A 24243-nucleotide genomic window follows, 5' to 3' on the forward strand; every position below is an offset into this window, starting at 1 on the left:
ATGCCGGTTATTAAAATAGAAATGGTTATCAATGCTCCTATTGAGGTAGTATTTGACCTTTCAAGAAGTATTGATCTTCATACTATATCTACCGCGCATACTGGTGAGCAGGCTGTAGCCGGAAAGACATCAGGACTTATAGGCATGGGAGAAACGGTTACCTGGAAAGCAAAGCATTTTGGAATAACACAATTGCTTACCTCTAAAATAACAGGGTTTGATGCTCCGTTCTATTTTGCAGATGAGATGGTGTCTGGAGCTTTTAAGGGTTTTAAGCATGAACATATCTTAAAAGAGCAAAATGGGATGACAGCTGTGACAGATATTTTTAATTACCAAAGCCCATATGGACTAGTTGGACATTTGGCAGATGTACTTTTTCTTGAAAAATATATGAAAGAACTTCTTTTAAAACGAAATGAAATTATCCGGGAATATGCAGAAGATGCAGAAAAAACACAGAGCATTTTGAAGTTCAAGTAATAGAATAACAGACAAAAACAAAACAGGGGAGCCAATTGGCTCCCCTGTTTTGTATGAGTAGTAATTTTTTTAGTTGGATCTTTAGAATTTAAATGTTGCTCCTACAAGAAAGTTTATACCTGCCTGCGGGTAATAATATGGGTCGCCATACATATATCCGTTAGATACATACTCTTGGTCAAAGACGTTATTTACGAGTCCGGTTAATACAATAGCTTTAAAAATGGATTTTAGCCTAAATTCATAGCTTACATTAACATCTGTTGTAGAGTAGCCATTAAGCTTAGAGTTGCTTGCTTCTAAATTGTCCATGTACTGCTTACCAACAAATTTTGTAGCCAGCATTGCATGCCAGTTTTTGTAGTTATATAACAATTGGTTAGTACCTATAAAGTTTGGTGAAAATGCTATTTGAGTATTACCCAGTTTTTGCACTCCGGCTTCGGTTTCGTTAAAGAAGTCGATGTTCTTATTATCACTTACCGCGATATTTGGCCTAAGTACAAAATTATCGGTCAAGGATATCGTTGCGTCAATTTCAAGACCTAAACGGTAACTGTCGCCACTGTTAGTATAAACAGGTGCGCCTACGTCATTTAAAGCTCCTGTAAGCACTAATTGATCTTTATACCTCATGTAGTATCCATTAATATTAATGGCGTGCTTACCAGTATTAAATCTCCAGCCTAACTCAAAGTCGTTTAATTGTTCTGGTTTAGCACTGCCATTTTCATAATCGTCACGACGCGGCTCTTTATTTGCCCTGCCATAAGAAAAATAAATATTGTTTTTTATATTTAGACTATAAGTAATACCTGCTTTCGGGTTAAAAAAGTTAAAGGTATCGTTTACAGGATCTGCTAATACACCGTCTGCTTTATAGTTTACTTTTCGGTATTGTAAATCACCAAAAAGGCTCCATTTTTCGGCAACTTTATAAGTCGCTTTAGAATATACGTTAAAGTCTGTTTTCGTAGCGTTGTCATTATAGTACCTGTCATCCGGTTGCACATTTCCGGAATAAGAAGCCCATATCACTTCACCAAAGTGATCTCCTTCATACCTGTTCCATGCACCGCCTACCATCACATCAAGATCGTCATTTTTATAATTGGCAGAAAAAGTAGTACCATAAAAATCGTTTACAAGCCATTTTCTGGTAACTAGGTCACCCTTAGTTACTACAACACCATCTATGTTAACAGGTTGTAATCCATATTTAGAGAATTTAGCATCGTCCTGGTAGTTTTCATAATAACCCTGACCTACAGTGTAGTGGGCGGCAAGGTTTGTTGTCCAGTTGCTGCTTAGTTTTTCATTCCAATGCAATTGATAATGATTTTGCTCGTAGTTATCGGTTTCATTGTCATAGAATTTAACGCTCCCATTAGCATCTGTATACATTCCTGATGTGTTGAAACGCCTGTTACTTTGTAGTGTTGCAGTATCAATACCGTTCCATGCCTGGTATGTCTTTTCTTTTCCGCCAAAGGTTATGGCTTTAATTAATGTAGTATTGCCTACATATGTGGCTTGTAGAAAATAAGATTTAAGGTTGGATGATGCTCTGTCTATATATCCGTCAGATGCGATGTTTGATAATCTTCCGGCAATCTCAACCTTGTTATTCATTAGTCCTGTACTAAACTTTACAGTGTGCTTACGTGAGTTGAAGCTTCCAAAAGAGTTGGATATTTCACCACTTGATTGCTGCTGAAAAGCATCTGTAAGTAAGTTAAGACTGGCACCAAAAGCACCTGCACCGTTTGTAGAAGTACCTACGCCACGTTGTAACTGAATGTTTTCTACAGATGAGGCAAAATCGGGCATGTTTACCCAAAATGAACCCTGAGATTCTGAGTCGTTAAAAGGAATACCATTTAATGTTACGTTTACACGGGTAGCATCTGCACCCCTCACGCGCATAGAAGTGTAACCAATACCATTACCGGCATCAGTAGTTGTTACTACAGATGGCAGGTAATTTAATAGTACAGGGATGTCCTGGCCTAAATTTCTTGGAGCCAGTTGTTGTTTACTTATATTACTAAAAGTAACGGGAGCCTGAGCCGTGGCACGTACAGATTGTACCAGTACTTCCTCCAGTTTGTAATCTTTTGTTTTTGTTGAGTCTTTTTGCACTTCCTGTGCAAAGGCAGTTAAAGAGAAAAAGCCAAATGCTAAAGATGAACCAAGCAGTCTTGGGATTTTACTTTTTTTAGAAAAAGTCAATAAGGTTTTCATTCGTAAAATAGTTTACAAATAAAAGGGGTAATTATTCTTTTGTTTTTAATGGTTTACTGACAACATTGTGATATGTGCTTCACAATGTTGTCTTTTCCCTTGGCAGCATTACCTGCCCAGGTTCTTTGGGTATAATCTCAGCTCGTTATTTAGAGCACCCCTTTGAGACGGCGCAAAAGTAATAAAAAGATTTTTAGATTGTGAGATTTTTAGATTATTAGAACGAAAAGCTAGGCGTTTCTATTTCTTATGATCTATTTTAAAGCACTAGATAGAAATGGATTTAAGATCTAATGATTTGATATCTAGTAATAAAAATTTAATGTTCAGGTCTTCTGCGCGATTGTTTTTTATCGGCCTGGCGTCTTTTGTTTTCTATACGTTTTCTAATAACAGCACGCGGAACTTTAGTAGGTTTCCTTGGTTTCTCTTCTTTAAGAGCATTTTCGATCATTAAAAGGAATCGTTTTATAACGATATCTTTATTACGAAACTGGCTTCTGTCTTCATCGCATTGAAGTATCAGTACTTTATCGTTTGTGAGTTTTGAAGCAAGGCGGACTTCTGCCAATGCTTTTTCTTCTTCTGTAAGCGCGCGTGATGCAGTAAGGTTAAAGCTAAGTACAACTTTAGACGAAACTTTGTTTACGTTCTGTCCGCCGGCACCACTGCTTCTTACGGCTTTAAAGTCAAGTTCTGATATAATTAATTCTTTGTTCATTGTATATTATCCATCGCTTGCTATTCAAGAGATGTGGTTTTATGTAAGTTATGTATACAGATTGCAGAATCTGAAATTATTGTGGCTGATGCGCAGGTTTTAATAAGTCGTTTACTGTTTTTACCGGATTAAAAGTTTCCAAAGGAACTTCTACAAATACAGTTATCCATCCGGCCATAGCGCCATTCCATAATCCGGGTAATTCATATGATTTTACTTCTTTACCCAATCGGCTTTTATAAGTAATAAATCCGGAGGAACTATCTACAAAATCCTGCAGATTAAAGAATTCACCTATATAGTTTTTTAATCCGCATACTAAATCAACAGGGTTAAAATGGGTCGAATTAGAAAATAATTGTTGCTGTGTTTTGTTTTCAAGATCAACCTGAGAACTTTCTACGATCTGTAGTGACAAATTACCATTTTTCTCTACAATCCAAAAAGGGCCACCTCCCGGCTCACCTTCATTTTTCACCATACCGCATATACGAATAGGTCTGTTAAGCAGCTGTGCAGCATATTCAGTTTTGTGTGCAAGCGTATATTTAGATATGTCTGTTGGTATATGCTGTGAAAGTTTTTCTTTAGCAAAAGTAAAGATGGATTCTATACACTCTTCTGAAATATCGTTTTGAGCAATTTTTTCTAAATAAGAGAAAAGCTGTTCTTGTAATTGTATAAGTATACCAGCCAGCGCTTTTTTATATAGTGCAATGGTTTTAATGTTGTTATGGCTTACATTGTCTATGTTTTTTATAAAAACAATATCTACATCCAGTTTTCCAAGGTTTTCTATAAGAGCACCGTGACCGCCCGGCCTAAAAAGTAATTGTCCGTTTTCTTCTCGAAAAGGAGTATTATTTATTGTTACAGCAAGGGTGTCGGTATACTTTTGCTGATAGGAGAAACTCACGTTAATTGTTGTACAGGACTCTAATTCAATTCCGGTTTTTACTTCATTGATACTATCTAAAAAGCCATCAAGATGATCTTCGGATATGGTAAAGTGTACATAGGCCTGTTTTTGAGAGCTGGTATAAGCCACACTTTCTTTTAAATGTTCATATATTGGAGTAGCAATAAAGTCGCCATATTTATGAAACGGAAGTATGCCTTTAGGTTTATTTGCAAAATCAAATGATTTGTCTTCTAATAAGGTCTTTATAAAATAATAGGCCTTTTGGTCTTTTCTCCAGCCAGGGTTATTTTGTTTAAATGCCTCTGAAACTTCTTTATAAAACGGAAATTTATCTAAACCAACAAGAAATACATTGAGTTCGCTTTGTTTTTTACGGTTTATATATGCATTTATAGTTTCTTTGGCAGGATCGAATTCTGCAATAAATTCAATAAGAAATTTAAACATCCTGCTTGCTGCTCCAGATGATGGTACAAACTTGGTGAGTTTAAAATTGTCTTTTTTGTCATCAAAATAAGAAGCATATTTTTGGGCTGCATCATAAGGCATTGCAAAAATGCCATCTTCCAAACGAGCAGGTTTTTTTAATGTTGTTTTTGCTATTCCGTTCTTAAAAACGTGGAGCTGCTGTTTTATTTTTTCAAGAGGAATTCCCCTCTGCCAGATGTCCGTTAAATCAGAAATGCTAAACTCCATATCTAAAGCTATTTTTAGAGAAGTTAAAACAGCTTTGCATTGTGCTGTAAATTCTTCGGGAGTAGTAGTGGTAATTACAATATGCGAACTGTCATTTTTTTCGAGGGAGCGCAATAGTTTTTCAATGTTTACATCGGAATTTTCATCTGCAGCTATAATAAAAAGATTGGTACTCTTGTCGTTTTCGTTCAGGGCAATATTTATGCTTGCCGTTCTGAATATAAATTCACGCGCATCTTTACCATCTGAGTCAATAAATGTTGTTAATTCACTTGTTAACTCTCTTCCGTTTAGGTTATTTCCGTAAACAGTAATGTTTATTATGTTAGCTTTTCGTTTTGTAATGCTCTCTTCCATGACAGGTAGCCAAAAATGGCAATTATAGTTAAAACTATATTCAAAATACTCGTAAGGGTATAGCCCTTAAGAAAAAACAGGGGGATGGCAATAATGTCGCCTGCAATTAAAAATAACCAGTTTTCTATCTTGCGTTTGGCCATTAGCCACATTCCCACAAAAAATAAACCGGTTATAAAAGTATCAATATATGCCCACCAGTAGGTAAATTTATTAAAATAAATATAAACAATAGAAACGCCAATTATCGACCCCAGAAAAATCACTGCCGATTTTGTCCTGTCGGATGCTGTCATCATTGTAATTTTAAGCAGGTCATGATTTGTATTGTCTTTACGGCTCCAAAGCAACCAGCCATAAATACTCATGTAAAAGTAATAGGCATTGATGATAAGGTCTCCATATAAATGCCACTTGAATAGCAGGTAAACATAGATGGCTGTACTTATTAATCCTGTAGGATATACAAGAATGTTATTTTTTTTAGAATATACCACGCTAAAAATTCCAAATATGGTAGCGATAAGTTCCAGTATGATATGCAGCGTACTATAATCTTTATACTGCCCGAAAAGAAAATCGAAAATTGTTATCATTATTACTGTGTGGTTTTAGTACCTAAGCAATACACTAAAATAAAATCTTCAATTTCTTCAAAGAAAAAAGGATAGGTTTCGTTTATCTCTTCAAATTGAACCGATGCTGTTCCTGTTTTTTCTTTCAATTCGAATGGAAAAACATAAATATTCTGCTTAAAGCTGAGTCCGCTTCGTGACATCATTTTATATACCGCTTCTTTTACACCCCAAATCACCATTAATTTTTGCATGTACAAACTAAGGTGGAGCGGATCTAGATAAGCGAATTCGGGTTCTATGAATTTATTAGCAATGGTAATTATTTTTTCCCGTTGCAGTTCCATGTCTATTCCTATTTCGCGGCTGCTTATAATAATGGCCGAAAAAGCATAAGAATGGGTTATGGATATATGTTTGCCGTCTTTTAGATGTGGTTTACCATCGGTGTCATAAAACAAATCAAAATCAGTATAGCCTATTTCCTGCATAAGCATACGTACACCCAGGAAACCTTTTTTATGCAGTTCAGATTTCATACCGTTTAATCTTAAAGAACAAACATCTTTAAGCTGTACCTGCTGCGACAGTTCTTCGAGACTTTCTGTATTCTTCCAGATGAGCAGTTGGGTATCTGCATCTATTATAATCGATTTGTATAAAGGCATTGATCGTTGTTAAGGCCGAAATCATCTTCTTGTTTACCAAACAATTATAGTAACGGCATAAATTTTTAATTTGTTGTTAAAATCGGTTGATTAAAAACCAATTCACTAAATTTGCAAAAATTTTTTTGCTAATACAAATATACAATATTCATGAGTACTACAACGCTGCCTTTTGTGGCATATAAAGTAAAGGATATTTCGCTTGCGGAATGGGGTAGAAAAGAAATTGGCCTTGCAGAAGCCGAAATGCCGGGATTAATGGCACTTCGTGCAGAGTTTGGTGCACAGCAGCCACTTAAAGGTGCGCGTATTGCTGGTTGCCTTCACATGACGATCCAAACAGCTGTTCTTATCGAGACATTAGTTGCATTAGGTGCAGAAGTTACCTGGAGCTCATGTAACATTTTCTCTACACAAGACCATGCTGCTGCTGCTATTGCCGCTGCAGGTATACAGGTTTATGCATGGAAAGGCCTTAACGAAGAGGAATTTGACTGGTGTATAGAGCAGACTTTGTTTTTCGGCGAAGACCGTAAATCACTTAATATGATCCTTGATGATGGTGGAGATCTTACCAATATGGTGTTCGATCGTTTCCCTGCGCTTGTAGATGCTATCAAAGGTCTTTCTGAAGAAACTACTACAGGTGTTCACCGTCTATACGAAAGAATGAAAAACGGTACACTTGTTATGCCGGCTATCAATGTTAATGATTCAGTTACTAAATCGAAATTCGATAACAAATACGGATGTAAAGAAAGTGCTGTAGATGCGGTTCGTCGTGCTACAGATCTTATGCTTGCCGGTAAAAGAGTTATCGTTTGTGGATATGGTGACGTAGGTAAAGGTACTGCTGCTTCTTTTAGAGGTGCGGGTTCTATTGTTACTGTTACTGAGATCGATCCTATCTGTGCGCTTCAGGCTGCTATGGATGGTTATGAGGTTAAAAAACTGGATACAGTTATCGGTACTGCAGATATTATCATCACAACTACAGGTAACAAAGATATCGTGGTAGGCCGTCATTTCGAAAAAATGAAGGACAAGACTGTTGTTTGTAACATCGGTCACTTCGATAACGAAATTGACATGGCTTGGTTAAACAAAAACCATGGTGCATCTAAAATCGAAATTAAGCCTCAGGTTGATAAATATACGATCAACGGTACAGATATCATTATTCTTGCAGAAGGTCGTCTTGTGAACCTTGGTTGTGCTACTGGACACCCTAGTTTTGTTATGAGTAACTCGTTTACTAACCAAACTCTTGCTCAGCTTGAACTTTGGACAAACAGTGATGCTTACGAAAACAAAGTATACATGCTGCCTAAACACCTTGACGAAAAAGTGGCTTCACTTCACCTTGCTAAACTAGGTGTAGAGTTAGAAACACTTAATGATGAGCAGGCTGCTTACATTGGTGTAGAAGTACAAGGTCCATTTAAACCGGAGTACTACAGATACTAATTTTTAGATTTTGTTCTGAAGTTAAGATCATTTACAAATAAAAAACCCTCGCTGTAAAGCGGGGTTTTGTTTTTTATAGGATTTGAATGTAGTTTTTCTAATATCTTAATAAAATCTATTTTCTCGTCCAGCATTCCATAATGTGGTCGTTTACCATACCGGTTGCCTGCATATTGGCATATATAATGGTTGAACCTACAAATTTAAATCCGCGTTTTTTTAGGTCTTTGCTTATCTCGTCAGAAAGGGGAGTGGTGGCAGGTACCTGAGCCATCGACGTGAATTTGTTGTCTATTTGTTTTCCATTGGTAAAATTCCAATAGTATTTTGAGAACGAACCAAACTCCTCCTGAACTTTCATGAACGCTTGTGCGTTACTAATGGCAGAAAGTACTTTTAATCGGTTACGGATGATTCCGGCGTCCTGTAATAAGGCGTCTATTTTTTCCTGATCGTATTGCGCGATTTTTTTATAATCAAAATTGTCAAAAGCATTGCGGAAGGACTCACGTTTTCTAAGAATCGTAATCCAACTTAATCCGGCCTGAAACGTTTCCAGTAAAAGGAACTCAAACAGGGTTTGGTCGTCATGCACAGGAGTACCCCATTCGGTGTCATGGTATTTTTCGTAGAGCGCATCGCCTACGCACCATTTACATCTTAATTTCTCACTCATGGGGTTTGTTTTTATCGTTGTGAATGTACTTTTCTATAAGTGAATGTCCTAAATAGATAAGCGGGGTAAGTAACACAGCCTGCCCTAGTTTTACTAAATAACCTGTAAGTCCTGAAGATATATAAGTTTCAGTGTCCATAATGCCTGTGGCATAAAAAGCGATACCTAATACTATAAAGCTGTCAAAAAACTGAGAGATAACGGTAGATCCTGTACTGCGGAGCCATATCATTTTGTTGCCTGTGCGCTTCTTTACAAAGTGGAAGATTGTTATGTCAATTAATTGAGAAACTAAGAAAGCAGCAATACTTCCAACGATAATCCAGAGGCTCTGTCCAAAAACGCCGTTAAATTGAGAATCGGTTGTGCCCATTCCTTTTACTGCAGGAATCTGCATAGCCAGAAAGAGCAATATAAAGCAGTAGGCAATAAGGAATGCGGTAATTGTAGAAAGCCTGCGGACACCTTTTTCGCCAAAGTATTCATTAATAAGGTCTGTGGTAATAAACACTACAGGCCATGGTAAAATGCCTATACTCATAACGTATGGGCCAATGTGAATAAGCTTGCCGCCAATAAGTTCGGCAACTACAGCATTTGTGATAAATATACCGGCTAAAATAACATAGACGGTATCTTTTCTGGATTGAAACATAAGGAATAATCTAAAACATCAAAAGTAGGCAATTTGTTTGGGGTAATAAAAAATCTAAAAGTAAACGATTTTACATTGTTGCTATTGCAGTTTTGCTTCTGTTTTGATGAGTTTTAAATTCTCGTCATTTATATCAGTTTGATAGATATAAATTTTGTTTTTTTCCTGAAATACTCTTTTCTTAATTTCATCTAAAGGGATTTCTTCGCAAGCGGTTGGAATTAAAAAAGGAGGTATAAGCTGCTTCCATTCCCCGTTTTTAAAGGTATAGGTTGTCATGGTATAGGTGCAACCATTCATCGGTTCCTGGTAGATAGATAGCTCTTCATTTCCATCATTATTCAGATCACCTTCATTAATTAGTTTTGCAGCACAGCATCCTATGTTTAGTGAAGGAATATTTGCATTATCAAATTTTATAATATATTCTGCCGGAGTGCCATCTTCAAGAGGATTTCCAACTTGTTCCTTAATTTGCTGCAGGGACGCTTTTGTTTTATTTCCATTTCCCTGTAGGTCGATTTCTATTTCTGTTTCGGAATATAACTTTTCAGGTATAGCTTCAGCTGTTTTGTATGCCGGTTTAAATTGTACGGTGTCTGTTTGCTGTGTTTCTATCTTATTCTCTGTTGGTTTTTTATTGCATCCGAAGACGGATAAAAGAAGTAGAATGGCAAGTTTTTTCATTTGTTTGTTGATTAGTTTTCAAATGTACATAACCTCATGATAAAAGAAAAACCCCAAACCATTTCTGATTTGGGGTTTTATATATTTGTTTGCAGTTACTTAAGCAAGTGCAACTCTTTTGAAACCTGTAACAGTAAGTGAAGCATCAACAGATTTGATGTACTCGCTTACGCTTAGTTTGCTGTCTTTAATATAGTCTTGGTTTACAAGGGTGTTGTCTTTAAAGAAACGACCTAATTTACCTTTAGCGATATTTTCCAGCATTGCCTCTGGCTTACCTTCCTGACGAAGTAAATCTTTAGCGATTTCTATTTCTTTTTCTATAATTGCAGAATCAACACCTTCTTCGTTAAGAGCGATAGGAGCCATTGCAGCAGCTTGCATTGCAACGTTTCTTGAAGCTTCTTCAGCACCAGCAACGTTAGCAGAAAGGCTTACTAAAGTAGCGATTCTGTTACCAGCGTGGATATAAGAACCAACAAATGCACCTTCTAGTCTTTCAAAAGAACCGATCTCGATTTTTTCACCGATAACACCAGTTTGCTCAATAAGTTTCTCTTCAACAGTAATTCCGTTAAAGTCAGTAGCAAGAAATGCTTCTTTAGTATCAAAGTTAATAGCAAGGTTAGCAAGATCGTTAGCAAGTTTAACGAAAGATTCGTTTTTTGCAACGAAGTCAGTCTCGCAGTTAAGAGAGATAACTACACCAGCAGTTTTGTCAGCGTTAACAACAGCAATAACAGCACCTTCAGAAGATTCTCTGTCTGCTCTGTTAGCAGCTACTTTTTGTCCTTTTTTACGAAGGTTTTCGATAGCTTTATCAAAATCTCCGTCAGCTTCAACAAGAGCTTTTTTACAGTCCATCATACCGGCACCTGTAATTGTTCTAAGTTTATTTACGTCTGCAGCAGTAATATTTGCCATTTTGAATTGTATTTATAGTTATAAAAAAAAATAAGCCGTTATGTTGATAATGCTACAAAAGTAAACATGTACCAGCACAACGGCTTTATTGTAATGTTATCTTTATTCTTCTGTAGCAGCAGTTGGAGCTTCTGTAACAGGAGCAGCAACTTCAACAGCAGGAGCAGCAGCTACTTCAGCAGTTTCCTGACCTTCAGCAGAGAAATCATCTTTATCAGATTTTCTGTCAGAAAGACCTTCGATAACCGCACCGGTAACTAAAGATAAAATCTTGTCGATAGATTTAGAAGCATCATCATTTGCAGGGATAACATACTCTACCTGACGTGGGTCAGAGTTAGTATCTACCATTGCGAAAACCGGAATGTTTAATTTTTGAGCTTCTTTTACTGCGATGTGTTCAGCTTTGATATCTACGATGAATAACGCAGCAGGAAGCCTTGTCATGTCAGCGATAGAACCTAAGTTTTTCTCAAGTTTTGCACGTAGACGATCTACTTGTAGACGCTCTTTCTTAGAAAGTGTCATGAATGTACCGTCTTTCTTCATTTTATCAATAGAAGCCATTTTTTTAACAGCTTTACGGATAGTAACGAAGTTTGTTAACATACCACCAGGCCATCTTTCAGTGATGTATGGCATGTTTGCAGCCGCAGCTTTTTCAGCAACGATATCTTTTGCCTGCTTTTTAGTAGCAACGAAAAGAATTTTTCTGCCTGATGCAGCGATTTTTTTAAGGGCTTCGTTAGCCTCTTCAATTTTAGCTGCAGTTTTATATAGATTGATAATGTGAATTCCATTACGCTCCATATAGATGTAAGGAGCCATGTTTGGGTCCCATTTTCTGGTCATGTGTCCAAAATGAACACCAGCTTCCAGTAAGTCTTTAACTTCTACTTTATTTGCCATTTTTGTAATAGTTTACGTTCTGTTGAGTAATATAAGCAATGTACAAGTGGCGATAAAATTCCGGCCTTGCGCATTTAGATGCTAAACTAACTCCCGCCTCAACGGGCAACAACAACATTGTTTTTAAATTCAATAATAAAAATGAACTGTATCGGGAAAATCCCGATAGCAGCATATTAACGTTTAGAGAACTGGAATCTTTTACGCGCTTTCTTCTGTCCGAATTTCTTACGCTCAACCATTCTTGGATCTCTTGTTAATAGGCCTTCTGGCTTCAGGATGCTTCTGTTTTCAGCATCAACTTCGCACATTACTCTAGCAAGAGCCATTCTCACAGCTTCTGCTTGTCCTGTTGAACCACCTCCGTAAACATTTACTTTTACATCAAAGTTAGTTGCGTTCTCTGTCATTGCAAGAGGCTGCATTACTTTGTACTGTAAAGTAGCTGTTGGGAAATAAGTTGCGAATTCTTTTTTGTTTACCGTGATTTTTCCTGTTCCTTCTGTAACATAGACACGGGCAACAGCGGTTTTTCTTCTACCGATTTTGTGGATAGTAGCCATTACTTTAAGTCGTTTAGGTTAACGGTTTTAGGTTTCTGTGCATCATGTTTGTGCTCAGTTCCTACGTATACATTCAAATTACGGAATAATTCTGCCCCAAGTTTGTTCTTAGGTAGCATTCCTTTAATAGCTTTCTCTACTAAGATTGCAGGGTTTTTTGCCTGTAATACTTTAGCAGTTAAAGTTCTTTGTCCACCTGGGTAACCTGTGTGACGGATGTACGTTTTGTCATCCAGTTTGTTACCTGTTAGGTTGATCTTTTCTGCGTTGATAACTACTACGTTATCTCCACAGTCCACGTGCGGTGTATAATTCGTTTTGTATTTACCTCTTAAAAGCATCGCAACTTTTGAAGCAAATCGGCCCAAATTATGACCCTCAGCGTCTACAACGATCCACTCTTTCTGAGCGGTAGCCTTGTTAGCCGAAACTGTCTTGTAGCTTAATGTGTTCACAATAAATAATTTTAATTAAACATTCCATCCCCAATAAAGGGGTTGCAAAAGTACAACTATTTATGAGAAATTCAAATAGGAATAAAAAATTATTACAAACAGATAATTTTTTGAAGATGAGAGCGGTAAAGATACTTTAAATTTTTAACGAAACAAACCATTGACGAAGCACTAATGACTGTAATGATTTGTCTCTGTGAAGAATGTATCAATTATACAATTACCAGGAATTCATCAATTATATTTTCTTCACTTTGATCCGTATATAGGGTATACGTACCAATCGAAAGCAATCCATTTTCTATAAACAGATTGAGCTGTATCTGGATTGCTGGCGTAAAGATGAATTCATGATCGAGAAGTAATGATATAGATTTATTCTTTGCTAATGAAGGTGTTATTATAAAGTCACTTTTATCAGAAGCATTATAATGGCTGTGAGCTAAAGCATAATAATGTTCTTTATCTTTTAAAATTGTTTCAATAATGTCCATATATCAAACATACAAAATAATCATTATTCCAGTGTTCTTAATGTATTACTATAGGTAATAAGAAAGGGGATTGGTGCTCCCGGTTTTTTCATGACATAAATATATTTGTGTTTTTGGGCTTCTTTTGCAGGAAGGATTACTTCTTTTTTAGTGTAGTTATCAAATATTTTTGTGTCTACGGTATTGTCTATTCTTGTTACTGCTGCAAAACCGCTTTTTGTATTTGAAATTGCTGTAATGGTTTCCAGTGTTTTCTTTTCGTTAGATATAACGATTTTCTCTCCTTTATAATTTTTGGTCAATATCACGATTGAAGAATTTGCATCGGCAGCATTCAGCTTTTTTAATAAAGCATTCTTTTCTTTATCGGAAGCCGATTTAAAACCGTCTCGGTACTGTACTTCCGGTTTTGTATCGACAGTACTGCTTTTGCTGGTTTTAGTAGTGCTGCACATGGTCATTAAAAATGCTGTGGCTATTATCAGTAGTGTCTTTTTCATGGTAAATTATTTATAATGGTATTTTATGAATTGCCCTTCGACAGGCCGAGGGTAACAGTAATTGTTATAGCTCTCGAATTCTAAATTTAAAACATAGCCTTTGTTTATCCAGTACCTTTATGATTTATATAACAAAAGACCCACCATAATGGCGGGTCTTATTTTGAATTCTATATAACTAACTTCAACTATTTCTTGATTAACTTCATGGTGCTTTGGCGATTATCAGTGTCAGTTACTTTTACAATGTAAAGACCTGCGTTAAGACCATTAACATCATAAACCGTAAACGGCGCACTGCTGCCAAACGATTTTACCAATTGACCTGTTATACTGTATACTTCTACTTTTGAAGTCGCTACATTAAGGGTAAACAAGTCTGAAGCCGGGTTAGGGTAGAGTGCAACCTGTTGGAAGATATTATTATCTGTACCTAAAACCACCTGCTTATTTCCAAATATCCTGAATTCCCCCGGTTGTAAGTTTATTGGAGCTACAGGGTTTGTAATTTCAACAGCAGCATTATTCATAAGGTTGTACCAAGTTCCTGTAGCAGGGAAATCGGGTGTTATGTTTTGCGCAGTTACATAAAAGTTGGCTAAAATTACTACACTATTTAATTGTGTTGACGGCAATGATGCATCCGATACATATATTTTTGGTGTTAATGTATTTGTATTTGCCATTGTATAATTGCCTTCAAATACAGCTTCATCTTTTTTAAGCTGTATCATTCTTTTCCAGTCGTAGTATATCTTTTCTCGCTGTACTGTAGTAAGCCAGTTGTTCGTCCATTGCGGTTGTGGTTTAGTGTCTAGTTTACAGTCGCCATCTGTTCCTCCTGGTGCGTTAACTACTCCGTCATTGCAGGTGAAGATGGAAAGATCCCAACCCAGTTCACCAAAATGCCATATCATCTTAGGGCCAGGAACCAGTAAGTGTACTGCTCCCTGTGCACTTATTCTTGATAGTGCTACATTAAGGTCTTTTACATTGTGAGCGGTATTTACTGCGTTACCATATTGAAGGTTTTTATACATAAGCCTTTCTTCATCATGGCTCTCTGCATAGCCTACTACTCTTTTGCCTAAAAATCCGGCATGTGCATTATGACCTACACGGCTAATGTTAGCATTGTCTGCATAGCCCATTGTTAATTGGTTATAAGCATCGGTCACTTTACCCCATAACATAACACCTTTGCCTTCTTCAAATTTGTAGTTTGCCCATTCTTTTTCTTCAGCATCACTTCCTAAATGTTCAAAAATGGTATAGTGTGTTGGGTCCAGGCTCCATGAGTAATCAGCATATTCTTTAAGGATATCTACCCTGTCCTGCTGGTATGCATTGGTACAACCTTCGTCTTCAGCGGTACAATTCTGGGTGAAACCTTTGGTAAGGTCCCAACGGAAACCGTCTATTTTGTATTCTTCTATCCAGTGCTTTACAACCCTTTTCACATAGTTTTGGGTTCTTAGCTGTTGGTGGTTAAAGTCGTTTCCTACATTATAACTGTGTTTTGCCACGGTATTAAAATAAGGATTCTCGGTGCTGGGTTCTCCCCATCCGTCGCCGTCAGGGTCATTCATCCACATTCTGGCCATTGGGTTACGTCCAAATGCATGGTTTAATGCAACGTCCAGTATTACTGCAATACCATTTTGGTGGCAAAGGTCTATCAGTTCTTTAAGCTTGTCTGAGGGGCCGTAGAACTTATCATTCGCTAAATGAAAAGAGGTGTTATAACCCCAGCTCTCATTGCCTTCAAATTCCATTACAGGCATAAGTTCTAAGGCATTAATGCCTAGTGTAGTAAAATAGTCCATTTTGTCTATCAGATCTTGGTAATTCCTGTTGGAATCAAAATCCCTGACCAAAGCTTCATAGATTACAAGGTCTTCTTTTTTAGGTTTGGTAAAGCTTGTTACCTGCCAGTTATAAGCAACCTGCCCTGTTTGTAATACGGTAACTTCTCTTTCCTGTCCTGTAGGATATGCAGGCAGGTTTGGATAGGTTGATGAAGGGATGTACTGATCATCAAACGGTGATAATACCAGAGTAGAGTAGGGATCGGCGGTTTTTACTAAAGCAGGTGAGTTTGTAATAGGCGTTTGGTCTACTACCCAATATTGATAGCTGTATATTTCATTTGCGGTAAGTCCTGTTAATTCCAGCCAGAATTTTCCTGTTTCAGGATCTTTTTTCATGGCATGCGCCGATAATGGAGCCCAGTTATTAAAACTTCCGGCTACATAAATAAAGTCTTTTCCGGGAGCATCTAAAACCAGAGTTGCTTTAGTAGTATCTACATTATAGTTAATTCCGTCTTCCAATCCTGCAGGCATTGCCTCGGATACTGTAACCGGATTTACTATAACAGAAAAGAGTTTAGTAGACGCATTAGCACCTTGTGTAACCACAAGTTCATAGTTCTTGTTTTCGGTTATATTGGTATGATTATAAGTAAAACTTGCTGTTGAAGTATTTGTATTTATTACTTCACCGTTTGCTTTTAGAACATAGGAAGCATTTTCGCCTGTATTTGTCGCTGCGATATTCAGGCTTCCGCCCGAATTGATAATGGTAGTGCTGTTTTGTGCCGGAGATGTAAGGGTAACAAGGAAAGTGCCTACGTTAACTATTATATCCTGCGATTTTTTATCTCCATTGCCGTCTTTGGCTTTTATAAGAAAACCAATTCGGCCAATACCTGTCCTGTTAAAAAAAGCTGTAGGTGTTACGTTTAAGGTATAGGTATCGCTGCCTGCATTGTAAGTAAATTTATTAGCCTCGTTAGAGCTGATCCAGCTGCCGTTTGTTGGGCAGTCCTGGCTGTCCTCAAAATTAGTATCCAGCGACCACGCCCAAAGATAAATTGCATTGTTGGGAATGCCCCATGTAGCTTCGTTAATACTGGATCCGTTAACGGTGATGGTTATTGGTGTGCTTTCCTGAAAGCTTGCAGGTGTAATGCTATAGGTTATGGTTTGCTGCTGACTAAAGCCAAACAAACCACACAGTAAAAATAAGAGTGTAATTTTTTTCATAATAGAATAAATATAAAAGGGCTGAATGAACAGCCCTTTTTAGTTTAATATTTATATTCCCGTAAGGGTTGCGGCACCTTTAAAACCAATTTCCAGTTCTATGTTATGTTCTCCTGCCGTAACAGTGAAGTTTCCTGATCCATTGTCATAGGCTACTTTAGGGTCAGCATTACCAACCTGGAATTTCCACTCGCTTGCATAGATAAAATCTCCGGCATTTTTAGCCCTGAATTTCATTTCGTCTGCAGTTAAAGTAGCAGTGATCTTGAATTTATTGTTTGCAAAATCATATAACATCGGTGTTTCTCCGTCCCATCCACCAGGTGTTGCAGCACCTATAATGCCCCAGTTCATTTTAACCGATTTGTATGTAAGGTTATCTAAATCTACCTGTATGTAATAAAAACCATCACCATCTGTAGCTGCAACTTTAATGTCACCACCATTATCATTTTTAAGCGTTCCATCTGTATCAGCTTTACCATAATTACCATTAACAGCATTTACGTCATCCCAAGAACCTTGTACAGTAATAAATTTAAGTGCGTCATCAGCACCAACTTTCACATACGCTTCAAATAGTTTAGTAGTTCCGTCACCAATGTATCTCATCGCTATTCCTGTTTCAGGCTTCCATGCATCAGGACCATAATAAGCCTGAGGTTGTCCTACAAGGAAAAGTGTTGGGTCTGCAGCACTATAAGGAGTAACGGTAATAGATATAGCATTTGAAATCATTGGCATTGCTTTGTTGTCTCCTAAAGAAGAAACGATCCTTACATCCAGCTTAGCTGCTTCAAGAGGTTTCAAACCTGCTTTAAGTGCTTTATCGTTTAGATCGGCTACTGTCATTGAGTATACACGTTTGCTGGTGATTCCAGCGTCTATAACAGTTGCAAAATCTGTACCCGCTACGGCCATTTGAATGGTGTAGGTAATTTCTGTAGCTACATCATAGTTACCATGGTTCCATACCAGTGTTATGGCAGGGTTTTCTTTTAATTCTTTATCCAGTACAATAGCAGTACCATCCTGAGGAGATATAAGAACCGGAGCATCTGCAGCGGTAGCAACAGTTTTATCATCATCGCGGCTACATGACATTATAGAAAGAAACAGTAAAGAGATAACTGATAGGTTTAGTATTTTTTTCATTTTTATATTTTTTGGTGGTTAGTAGCCTGGATTCTGTTTTAAATTAAGGTTAGCCTGTAGTGCAGACTGTGGAATAGGGAAAACACTGTAAGTATCTGGTATTGATGCTCCGTCCAGTGTGTTGCCTTTCCATGGCCATAGGTAAGAAGAACCTGTAAATTTACCAAAACGAATAAGGTCTGTTCTTCTGTGTCCTTCAAAGTTTAGTTCACGGGCTCTTTCATCAAGAATAAAATCAAGCGTAAGATCTGAAGCTCCTATAAGTGTTGTATGGGCTCTGCCTCTGATAAGATTTACATAATCCAGTGCTTGTGATGCCGAACCTCCGGCTCCTCTGGCTACACATTCTGCATACATTAAGTAAGCATCTGCAAGTCTGAATAAAGGGAAATCGGTACTTGAAAAACTGGTAATAGTTGTTGGTCCGTTAAAACTGTTATTTCTAAATTTAATAGCAGGGTACCCGTCAGACCATTTTTTATAATCAGTCATTTCATAGTTATGACCTGTTGTCCAGAACAATTTAGCTCTGTCATCTGAAGATGTTTGAAGATTTCCAAAAAGACCGTACCATGCTTTTGTAGCTCTATGTCCCGTCCAGGCATCGGCAACACCAAAGTCATTAATACTCATCGTCTCTGTACTTGTAGAGCCATTTATCAAGTAAGTAGTGTTACCATAACTCTGGCTGGTTAATGCATCTGCAATAAGGGGGAAAATAACTTCTGTAGATGTATAATTATCTGCAGAGAACTGGCTTACAAAACTGTCGGCAAGTTTATAGTTGCCTTCTGTAATTACTTTGTTTACAAAAGTAAGAGCATCGCCGTAACGTTTAGTACCTGTATATACTTCAGCGTTAAGGTATAGTTTTGCCAAAAGCATACGCACTACCGATTTGTTTGCTCTGCCATATTGATTTGTAGCGTTTATTTTTCCTTCAATATCTAACAATTCTTTTTCTATATAGTTAAATAGTTCTGTTCTTGTAGATTCAGGCAGTGGTTTAGTACTTCCGTAGTTTTCTTCGTTAACAATTACACCTTTACCAAAACAGTCTATCATATAGTAGTAAGATAATGCTCTTATAAAACGAAGTTCACTTACTATTTGTTCTTCATTAGCAACATCTACCCTGTCTAATACAAGGATAATGTTTGTAGTTTGAGGAACGATATAATAAACCCTGTCATATAGATACCTGAAGAATTTATTGTTAGCATCCCATCTTGAAGTTGTGGTAAGCTGGTCAAGACCATCATCTCCCCAACGGTTTTTCATCGCATCTCCTGTAAAGTCCTGCAGGTTAACAATACTTCTTAAAAAAGCCGTTTCACCCGGATCCGGTCCTGTGATATCAGAACTTCCCGGACCTTTACTCCCTGATAGGGCAAAGGTTCCATACATTTTAGACAATAATCCTTCTATTGCATTAGGGTCTTTGGCTAAAAGATTTTCTAATGATAATTCTACTTTAGGTTTAGTATCAAGCTCGTCACTGCATGAAGAAAACAGCAGTGCCAGAGAGCTTAATCCCAGAATTATCGATGTACTTAATTTTTTCATATCCAATTTATTTTTAGAAGTCAAAATTTAAACCAAAACTGTATAGTCTTGGACGCGGATAAAAGTTGTTATCAAGCGCGTTAAAGTTTTCGGGATCCTGACCAGAGTATTTTGTTATTATAAATGCATTGTTTACTGCTGCATAAACACGGATTGATCCATATTTAGTTACTTCTTTAAATCGATAACCCAGCGTTATGTTATCACAACGCAGGAACGAAGCATCTTCAAGATAGTAATCAGATAAAGGAACATTACCTACAATAGTGTTAAAACGCGGATCGGCAGCGCCATCATAAAAATCAAGTACGTTGTTAAGGCTGTTAGAGTTGTTAGGCAGTACTCTTTCTTTCCATCCGCCTACAAGTTTTACAGAATTGTATACTTTTCCACCAATCTGCCCATGGAAACTTGTTGTAAGGTCTAGATTCTTGTAAGTAAAAGTCGTGCTAAAACCATATGTCCAGTTGGGGCGTAGTGCCTCAAAATACTTATCATCATTAGTAATAGCGCCATCACCGTTACGGTCTTTATATGCACCAACGATTGGATGCCCGCTTTCATCATATAACTGCTCAAATACATAGGCAGAGTATGGCTGCTGGCCAACTGCATGTCTGGCAAGTTTAACACCTGTTTGTACGGGAAGTCCGCTTTCTGAAGCTTCGATCATCGTAACATCTTTAAGATTTGTAATCTCACCAAGGTTGTAAGATATATTACCTAACACTTCCCACGAGAAATCTTCTGTAGTTATTGGTTTTACACGAAGGTCAAGCTCTACACCTTTATTGGTCATAGTGCCTACATTCTGGATAATTTCATTAGTAAGGTATTGTCCCGGCGGTACAAAAGTTCTTACCAGTAAGTCTTTAGTGTCTCTTTGATAAACATCAACACTACCTGAAATTACATCATTTTTAAGGAAAGCAAAATCAAGACCTACATTATAAGTAGTTGTGGTTTCCCATTTAAGTTTATCGTTAAAGGCAATAGGGTTGTAAGTGTTATAACCGGGAAGGTATTGACCGTTTACATCTCCCGGATCAAATAAAGCCGAAGTAGGGTAGTAACCTGCAACTTGTGTAATGTCCTGCTGACCTGTTAAACCATAACCTAAACGAAGTTTAAGGTTGGTAAGTGTCTGGTTGTTTTTAAGGAAATCTTCATCGGTAATTCTCCAGGCAAGAGCTGCTGCCGGGAAATAACCCCAACGATTGTCTTTTCTGAATAACGAAGAACCGTCTGCCCTCATTGTAAAGGTTAAAAGGTACTTGTCTGCAAGATCAACATTCAAACGGCCGAAGTAAGATTCTAAAACGGTTTTGTTGTAATACCTGTTATTAAGGTTTTGCGGATTTACGATTGCTTCTCTTAGTCCAGTGTCCAGGTTGTATCTGTAGTTGTCTTTGTGTCCGTCGTTTACAAAACTCTGGTAGGTGTGTCCTGCCTGTGCATCAACACGGGTTACAAAACCGCTAAGGTTTTTTGTGTAGGCAAGATAAGTATCTAATGTTTTGTTTGTTATATGTTGTGTCTCTTTGAAGTTTACCCCGGGATTAAATACAAATCCGCCACTGTTAGATATCTGATAGGTAGCAAATGCTTTATCGCTGTACTTTTCGGTCATACTAGCACGAGAACCTTCGATACCTGCATTAACGATAACTCTAAGATCAGGGAAAAAATGTAATTTATAGTCTGCCTGAATGTTTGCTAATAGTTTGTCAACATTTTCAGGCCTTCTTCTTTCCATTAAAAGATTTACAGGGTTGTATTGTCCATCAAAGTCAAGAGGATTACTTTCTGTTGTGTTTTGGTAGTATCCGCCAAAGTTGTTTTCAGTACCGGGAGCATAAATAGGTTTTGTAGGGTCCATATTAAGCGATCCTGCAAGTACGCTCGCTTCGTCAATAGTATTTTTTTGTACTCTTGTACCCTTAGCGTTAATATCTAACTTAAGGTGATCGTCAAAAAAAGTAGGGGTAAATTTTAATGATGCGGTGTAACGCTCGTAATCATTGGTTTTAACAAGACCTTCGTTTCTCATATAGCCAATAGATGCTCTCATTGGTAATACATCAAATAATTTTGCACTTGCGCTAAAATTATTGTCGGTCATTATAGAGGTTCTTAAGATTGCATCCTGCCAATCTGTATTGTATAGTATTCTGTTGCCTGGGTTTGCAGGATCTGCAATTCCAAGCTTGTTTACAATTTCCGGTCTGTTGCCATAATTTTCTCTGATGAATTTAGCGAAAGTAGGGCCGTCCATCATGTTTACTCTATTTGTAGCCTTACCAACGGCAACATTAGCAGAATAACTAAATTTAGGTGCGCCGGAAGTTCCTTTTTTAGTTGTGATAATAATTACACCGTTCGAAGCTCTTGATCCATAGATAGCTGTTGCAGATGCATCTTTTAATACGGTGAACGATTCAATGTCATTAGGGTTTACAATAGATAGAGGATTACCTACACCGGCAGGATTCACAAAATCCATTGGTATACCATCGATTACAATAAGAGGATTGTTTTGTGCAGAAATTGAACTGCCGCCACGGATCCTTATATTTGGAGCTGCATCCGGCTGACCACCATTGTTTGTAATCCTTACCCCAGGGCTGCGGCCTGTAAGTAACTGATCGGCGGTTCCGATCGCTCCTTTATTAAAGTCTTTAGAAGAAACTACCGATACTGCACCCGTTGCATCTTTTTTTGTAGTTGTACCATATCCTATTACTACAACTTCCTGAAGCTGAGTTGAATCTTCATTTAAAGATACTTTTAAATTAGTTTGTCCTGTGTAGTCTACCGATTGGTTAGAATAGCCGATGTAGCTAAACACAATACGGTCGCCTTTTTTAACATTTGCGAGTGTAAAGTTACCATCCATGTCGGTCGAGGTACCGTTTGAAGTACCCTCTACAATTACATTTACCCCGGGAATTGGTTCCCCGGATGTATTATCACTAACGGTTCCCTGTAAGGTGCTCTGTGCTAGCATACTTATGGGCATCATCAGCAATAAAAGTAATAACTTTTGATACATTGTTTTCATACAAGTTGTTTAGGTTAAATTTGTGTTTCGAACTCGCTTATAATTCACTTTCAATGTTAAAATTATGTAAATAATGTTACTAAAAAAACGTTTTCGTAAACAGAGGCGACCGAAAACGTTTGCGTGTTGAAAACTTTTTAGTTTTTGAGGTATTTGAGTAAGATAATTGCTATTAATAAAAATATCGGCTACCTTTAGTACAGAATTAATATTTTAGTGTTTGAAAATGAAGAGAAAAGTAACCTTAAAACAAATTGCAAGAGAGCTGGATGTGTCTATTTCTACGGTATCAAAAGCACTAAGAAACAGCATTGAAATTAGCGAAGATACCCGCCAAAAAGTTCAGGCTTTTGCAAAGCTTTATAACTATAGACCTAACAATATCGCACTAAGTCTTAAGAACAAGAAAACCAAGACTATAGGTATAATAATACCGGAGATCGTTCATCACTTTTTTGCTACTGTAATTAGCGGTATAGAGCAGGTGGCAAACGAGAATGGGTATAACGTAATTGTATGCCTTTCTAATGAATCTTTCGACAAAGAAGTAATAAACATGGAAATGCTGGCTAACGGCAGTATCGATGGGTTTATTATGTCGCTTTCTAAAGAAACCCAGCTTAAAAAAGATTTTCACCATATCACGGAGGTTATCAATCAGGGAATGCCGGTTGTAATGTTTGACAGGATTACTAACGATGTACTGTGTGATAAGGTAATTATAGACGACCAGCAGGCTGCTTATGATGCTGTCGATTTCCTTATCTCTAAAGGTTTTAAGAATATTGCACTGGTAACTACTGTAGATTATGTGAGCGTAGGCAAGCTGCGTACAGAGGGTTATATTAATGCCTTAAAAGAGCATGGTATACCTGTAAATGAGAACATGATCGTTAAAATTGAAGATATAGAGAACAGTGCTTCTAAAATAGAAAAGTTGTTTGAAGAGAATAAGCCCGATGCTATTTTTGCTGTAAATGAGCTTTTTGCCGTTACCAGTATTAAGCTGGCAACAAAAAGAGGACTTAAAGTGCCTGATGATATTTCGGTTATTGGTTTTACCGATGGTATAATATCTGAATTTTCTACGCCATCGATCACTACGGTGAGTCAAAACGGAATAAAGATGGGGGGAGCAGCTGCTAAAATGCTTATTGACAGGCTCGAAATGGAAGAAGAAGAGGAAGAAAACGAACAATATAAGATAGAATTGATAGAAACCCACCTGGTAGAACGAGAATCTACGGCAACGTTGTAGTTGCGTTTAATTTGTTTAAAATCAGATATTTAAAAAATGTAAATCCGGTCTAGCTACCGGATTTTTTTGTGTTAAAAAAAACGTACAGATTAAAAAAACTATATATTTGCTATAATTATCAAAGCTTATAACTCACTTTCAAACGTAAGTTTTTGATAAG

At 37.3% G+C, this 24243-nt stretch carries 21 protein-coding genes; 3 read left to right on the top strand and 18 right to left on the bottom strand.

Annotated features, from left to right (window positions below):
• Window positions 1-483: an SRPBCC family protein gene (locus tag EPI11_RS14880; RefSeq protein WP_128390771.1), complete on the top strand. Its 483-nt coding sequence runs from the start codon at window positions 1-3 to the stop codon at window positions 481-483.
• Between the two features lie 81 nt (window positions 484-564).
• On the opposite strand, the gene EPI11_RS14885 is transcribed toward EPI11_RS14880, so the two are convergent.
• The 5 genes from EPI11_RS14885 to EPI11_RS14905 form a co-directional block, all read right to left on the bottom strand.
• Window positions 565-2727, bottom strand: a complete 2163-nt coding sequence (locus tag EPI11_RS14885) for a TonB-dependent receptor (RefSeq protein WP_128390772.1) — start codon at window positions 2725-2727, stop codon at window positions 565-567.
• 319 nt (window positions 2728-3046) lie between these two features.
• Window positions 3047-3448 (bottom strand): alternative ribosome rescue aminoacyl-tRNA hydrolase ArfB, encoded by a 402-nt coding sequence (arfB, locus tag EPI11_RS14890; RefSeq protein ID WP_128390773.1) that lies wholly within the window; start codon window positions 3446-3448, stop codon window positions 3047-3049.
• A 76-nt stretch (window positions 3449-3524) separates the two neighbouring features.
• Entirely contained in the window at window positions 3525-5423 is a 1899-nt protein-coding gene (locus EPI11_RS14895) for a DUF4301 family protein (protein ID WP_128390774.1), read from the bottom strand.
• The gene (gene pnuC, locus EPI11_RS14900) at window positions 5387-6019 is read right to left on the bottom strand and encodes a nicotinamide riboside transporter PnuC (protein ID WP_128390775.1); all 633 of its coding nucleotides are present in this window, start codon (window positions 6017-6019) and stop codon (window positions 5387-5389) included. Before pnuC ends, EPI11_RS14895 begins: the two co-directional genes overlap by 37 nt.
• Before the next feature lie 2 nt (window positions 6020-6021).
• Entirely contained in the window at window positions 6022-6666 is a 645-nt protein-coding gene (locus EPI11_RS14905; protein ID WP_128390776.1) for a 4'-phosphopantetheinyl transferase family protein, read from the bottom strand.
• A gap of 150 nt (window positions 6667-6816) precedes the next feature.
• Here EPI11_RS14905 and ahcY point away from each other — a divergent pair, with 150 nt between their 5' ends.
• Window positions 6817-8133, top strand: a complete 1317-nt coding sequence (gene ahcY, locus EPI11_RS14910; RefSeq protein ID WP_128390777.1) for an adenosylhomocysteinase — start codon at window positions 6817-6819, stop codon at window positions 8131-8133.
• Between the two features lie 115 nt (window positions 8134-8248).
• Here the strand turns inward: ahcY and EPI11_RS14915 are convergent, their stop codons facing one another.
• The 13 genes from EPI11_RS14915 to EPI11_RS14975 all read right to left on the bottom strand — a co-directional run bounded on the left by EPI11_RS14915 (window position 8249) and on the right by EPI11_RS14975 (window position 22825).
• On the bottom strand, window positions 8249-8809 hold the full coding sequence (locus EPI11_RS14915) for a DNA-3-methyladenine glycosylase I (RefSeq protein WP_128390778.1): 561 nt from the start codon (window positions 8807-8809) through the stop codon (window positions 8249-8251).
• Window positions 8802-9464 (bottom strand): queuosine precursor transporter, encoded by a 663-nt coding sequence (locus EPI11_RS14920; RefSeq protein WP_128390779.1) that lies wholly within the window; start codon window positions 9462-9464, stop codon window positions 8802-8804. The genes EPI11_RS14915 and EPI11_RS14920 overlap by 8 nt, the downstream gene beginning before the upstream one ends.
• A gap of 81 nt (window positions 9465-9545) precedes the next feature.
• The gene (locus tag EPI11_RS14925) at window positions 9546-10151 is read right to left on the bottom strand and encodes a hypothetical protein (RefSeq protein WP_128390780.1); all 606 of its coding nucleotides are present in this window, start codon (window positions 10149-10151) and stop codon (window positions 9546-9548) included.
• Between the two features lie 99 nt (window positions 10152-10250).
• Window positions 10251-11075 (bottom strand): translation elongation factor Ts, encoded by an 825-nt coding sequence (tsf, locus tag EPI11_RS14930; protein ID WP_128390781.1) that lies wholly within the window; start codon window positions 11073-11075, stop codon window positions 10251-10253.
• A 102-nt stretch (window positions 11076-11177) separates the two neighbouring features.
• A complete protein-coding gene (gene rpsB / locus EPI11_RS14935) occupies window positions 11178-11984 on the bottom strand; it encodes a 30S ribosomal protein S2 (RefSeq protein WP_128390782.1) in 807 nt (268 codons plus the stop codon).
• Between the two features lie 176 nt (window positions 11985-12160).
• Entirely contained in the window at window positions 12161-12547 is a 387-nt protein-coding gene (gene rpsI, locus EPI11_RS14940) for a 30S ribosomal protein S9 (RefSeq protein WP_128390783.1), read from the bottom strand.
• Window positions 12547-13002: a 50S ribosomal protein L13 gene (gene rplM, locus EPI11_RS14945; RefSeq protein ID WP_128390784.1), complete on the bottom strand. Its 456-nt coding sequence runs from the start codon at window positions 13000-13002 to the stop codon at window positions 12547-12549. Before rplM ends, rpsI begins: the two co-directional genes overlap by 1 nt.
• 212 nt (window positions 13003-13214) lie before the next feature.
• A complete protein-coding gene (locus EPI11_RS14950; RefSeq protein ID WP_128390785.1) occupies window positions 13215-13496 on the bottom strand; it encodes a hypothetical protein in 282 nt (93 codons plus the stop codon).
• A gap of 23 nt (window positions 13497-13519) precedes the next feature.
• Window positions 13520-13996 carry a hypothetical protein gene (locus EPI11_RS14955; RefSeq protein WP_128390786.1) on the bottom strand — a complete coding sequence of 159 codons (477 nt, stop codon included), beginning with the start codon at window positions 13994-13996 and terminating at the stop codon, window positions 13520-13522.
• Between the two features lie 188 nt (window positions 13997-14184).
• A complete protein-coding gene (locus tag EPI11_RS14960; protein ID WP_128390787.1) occupies window positions 14185-17043 on the bottom strand; it encodes an alpha-amylase family glycosyl hydrolase in 2859 nt (952 codons plus the stop codon).
• Window positions 17044-17094: 51 nt separating this feature from the next.
• The gene (locus tag EPI11_RS14965; RefSeq protein ID WP_128390788.1) at window positions 17095-18198 is read right to left on the bottom strand and encodes a SusE domain-containing protein; all 1104 of its coding nucleotides are present in this window, start codon (window positions 18196-18198) and stop codon (window positions 17095-17097) included.
• 18 nt (window positions 18199-18216) lie between these two features.
• Window positions 18217-19764, bottom strand: a complete 1548-nt coding sequence (locus EPI11_RS14970; RefSeq protein ID WP_128390789.1) for a RagB/SusD family nutrient uptake outer membrane protein — start codon at window positions 19762-19764, stop codon at window positions 18217-18219.
• A 13-nt stretch (window positions 19765-19777) separates the two neighbouring features.
• Window positions 19778-22825, bottom strand: a complete 3048-nt coding sequence (locus EPI11_RS14975; protein ID WP_241657641.1) for a SusC/RagA family TonB-linked outer membrane protein — start codon at window positions 22823-22825, stop codon at window positions 19778-19780.
• Window positions 22826-23051: 226 nt separating this feature from the next.
• Between EPI11_RS14975 and EPI11_RS14980 the strand changes: the two genes are divergently transcribed.
• Window positions 23052-24083, top strand: a complete 1032-nt coding sequence (locus tag EPI11_RS14980; protein WP_128390790.1) for a LacI family DNA-binding transcriptional regulator — start codon at window positions 23052-23054, stop codon at window positions 24081-24083.
• The last annotated feature ends 160 nt before the right edge of the window (window positions 24084-24243 follow it).

This window comes from Flavobacterium cerinum, assembly GCF_004028155.1.
GTDB classification, from domain to species: domain Bacteria; phylum Bacteroidota; class Bacteroidia; order Flavobacteriales; family Flavobacteriaceae; genus Flavobacterium; species Flavobacterium cerinum.

Excerpts from the sequence above, each read along its gene's own strand:
- EPI11_RS14925 (WP_128390780.1), bottom strand. The coding sequence starts at position 10,151 with ATGAAAAAACTTGCCATTCTACTTCTTTTATCCGTCTTCGGATGCAAT.
- EPI11_RS14965 (WP_128390788.1), bottom strand. The coding sequence starts at position 18,198 with ATGAAAAAAATACTAAACCTATCAGTTATCTCTTTACTGTTTCTTTCT.
- EPI11_RS14960 (WP_128390787.1), bottom strand. The coding sequence starts at position 17,043 with ATGAAAAAAATTACACTCTTATTTTTACTGTGTGGTTTGTTTGGCTTT.
- ahcY (WP_128390777.1), top strand. The coding sequence starts at position 6,817 with ATGAGTACTACAACGCTGCCTTTTGTGGCATATAAAGTAAAGGATATT.
- EPI11_RS14975 (WP_241657641.1), bottom strand. The coding sequence starts at position 22,825 with ATGAAAACAATGTATCAAAAGTTATTACTTTTATTGCTGATGATGCCC.
- EPI11_RS14905 (WP_128390776.1), bottom strand. The coding sequence starts at position 6,666 with ATGCCTTTATACAAATCGATTATAATAGATGCAGATACCCAACTGCTC.
- EPI11_RS14950 (WP_128390785.1), bottom strand. The coding sequence starts at position 13,496 with ATGGACATTATTGAAACAATTTTAAAAGATAAAGAACATTATTATGCT.
- rpsI (WP_128390783.1), bottom strand. The coding sequence starts at position 12,547 with ATGGCTACTATCCACAAAATCGGTAGAAGAAAAACCGCTGTTGCCCGT.
- EPI11_RS14915 (WP_128390778.1), bottom strand. The coding sequence starts at position 8,809 with ATGAGTGAGAAATTAAGATGTAAATGGTGCGTAGGCGATGCGCTCTAC.
- EPI11_RS14955 (WP_128390786.1), bottom strand. The coding sequence starts at position 13,996 with ATGAAAAAGACACTACTGATAATAGCCACAGCATTTTTAATGACCATG.
- EPI11_RS14880 (WP_128390771.1), top strand. The coding sequence starts at position 1 with ATGCCGGTTATTAAAATAGAAATGGTTATCAATGCTCCTATTGAGGTA.
- EPI11_RS14970 (WP_128390789.1), bottom strand. The coding sequence starts at position 19,764 with ATGAAAAAATTAAGTACATCGATAATTCTGGGATTAAGCTCTCTGGCA.
- EPI11_RS14895 (WP_128390774.1), bottom strand. The coding sequence starts at position 5,423 with ATGGAAGAGAGCATTACAAAACGAAAAGCTAACATAATAAACATTACT.
- EPI11_RS14980 (WP_128390790.1), top strand. The coding sequence starts at position 23,052 with ATGAAGAGAAAAGTAACCTTAAAACAAATTGCAAGAGAGCTGGATGTG.
- EPI11_RS14885 (WP_128390772.1), bottom strand. The coding sequence starts at position 2,727 with ATGAAAACCTTATTGACTTTTTCTAAAAAAAGTAAAATCCCAAGACTG.
- tsf (WP_128390781.1), bottom strand. The coding sequence starts at position 11,075 with ATGGCAAATATTACTGCTGCAGACGTAAATAAACTTAGAACAATTACA.
- arfB (WP_128390773.1), bottom strand. The coding sequence starts at position 3,448 with ATGAACAAAGAATTAATTATATCAGAACTTGACTTTAAAGCCGTAAGA.
- rpsB (WP_128390782.1), bottom strand. The coding sequence starts at position 11,984 with ATGGCAAATAAAGTAGAAGTTAAAGACTTACTGGAAGCTGGTGTTCAT.
- pnuC (WP_128390775.1), bottom strand. The coding sequence starts at position 6,019 with ATGATAACAATTTTCGATTTTCTTTTCGGGCAGTATAAAGATTATAGT.
- EPI11_RS14920 (WP_128390779.1), bottom strand. The coding sequence starts at position 9,464 with ATGTTTCAATCCAGAAAAGATACCGTCTATGTTATTTTAGCCGGTATA.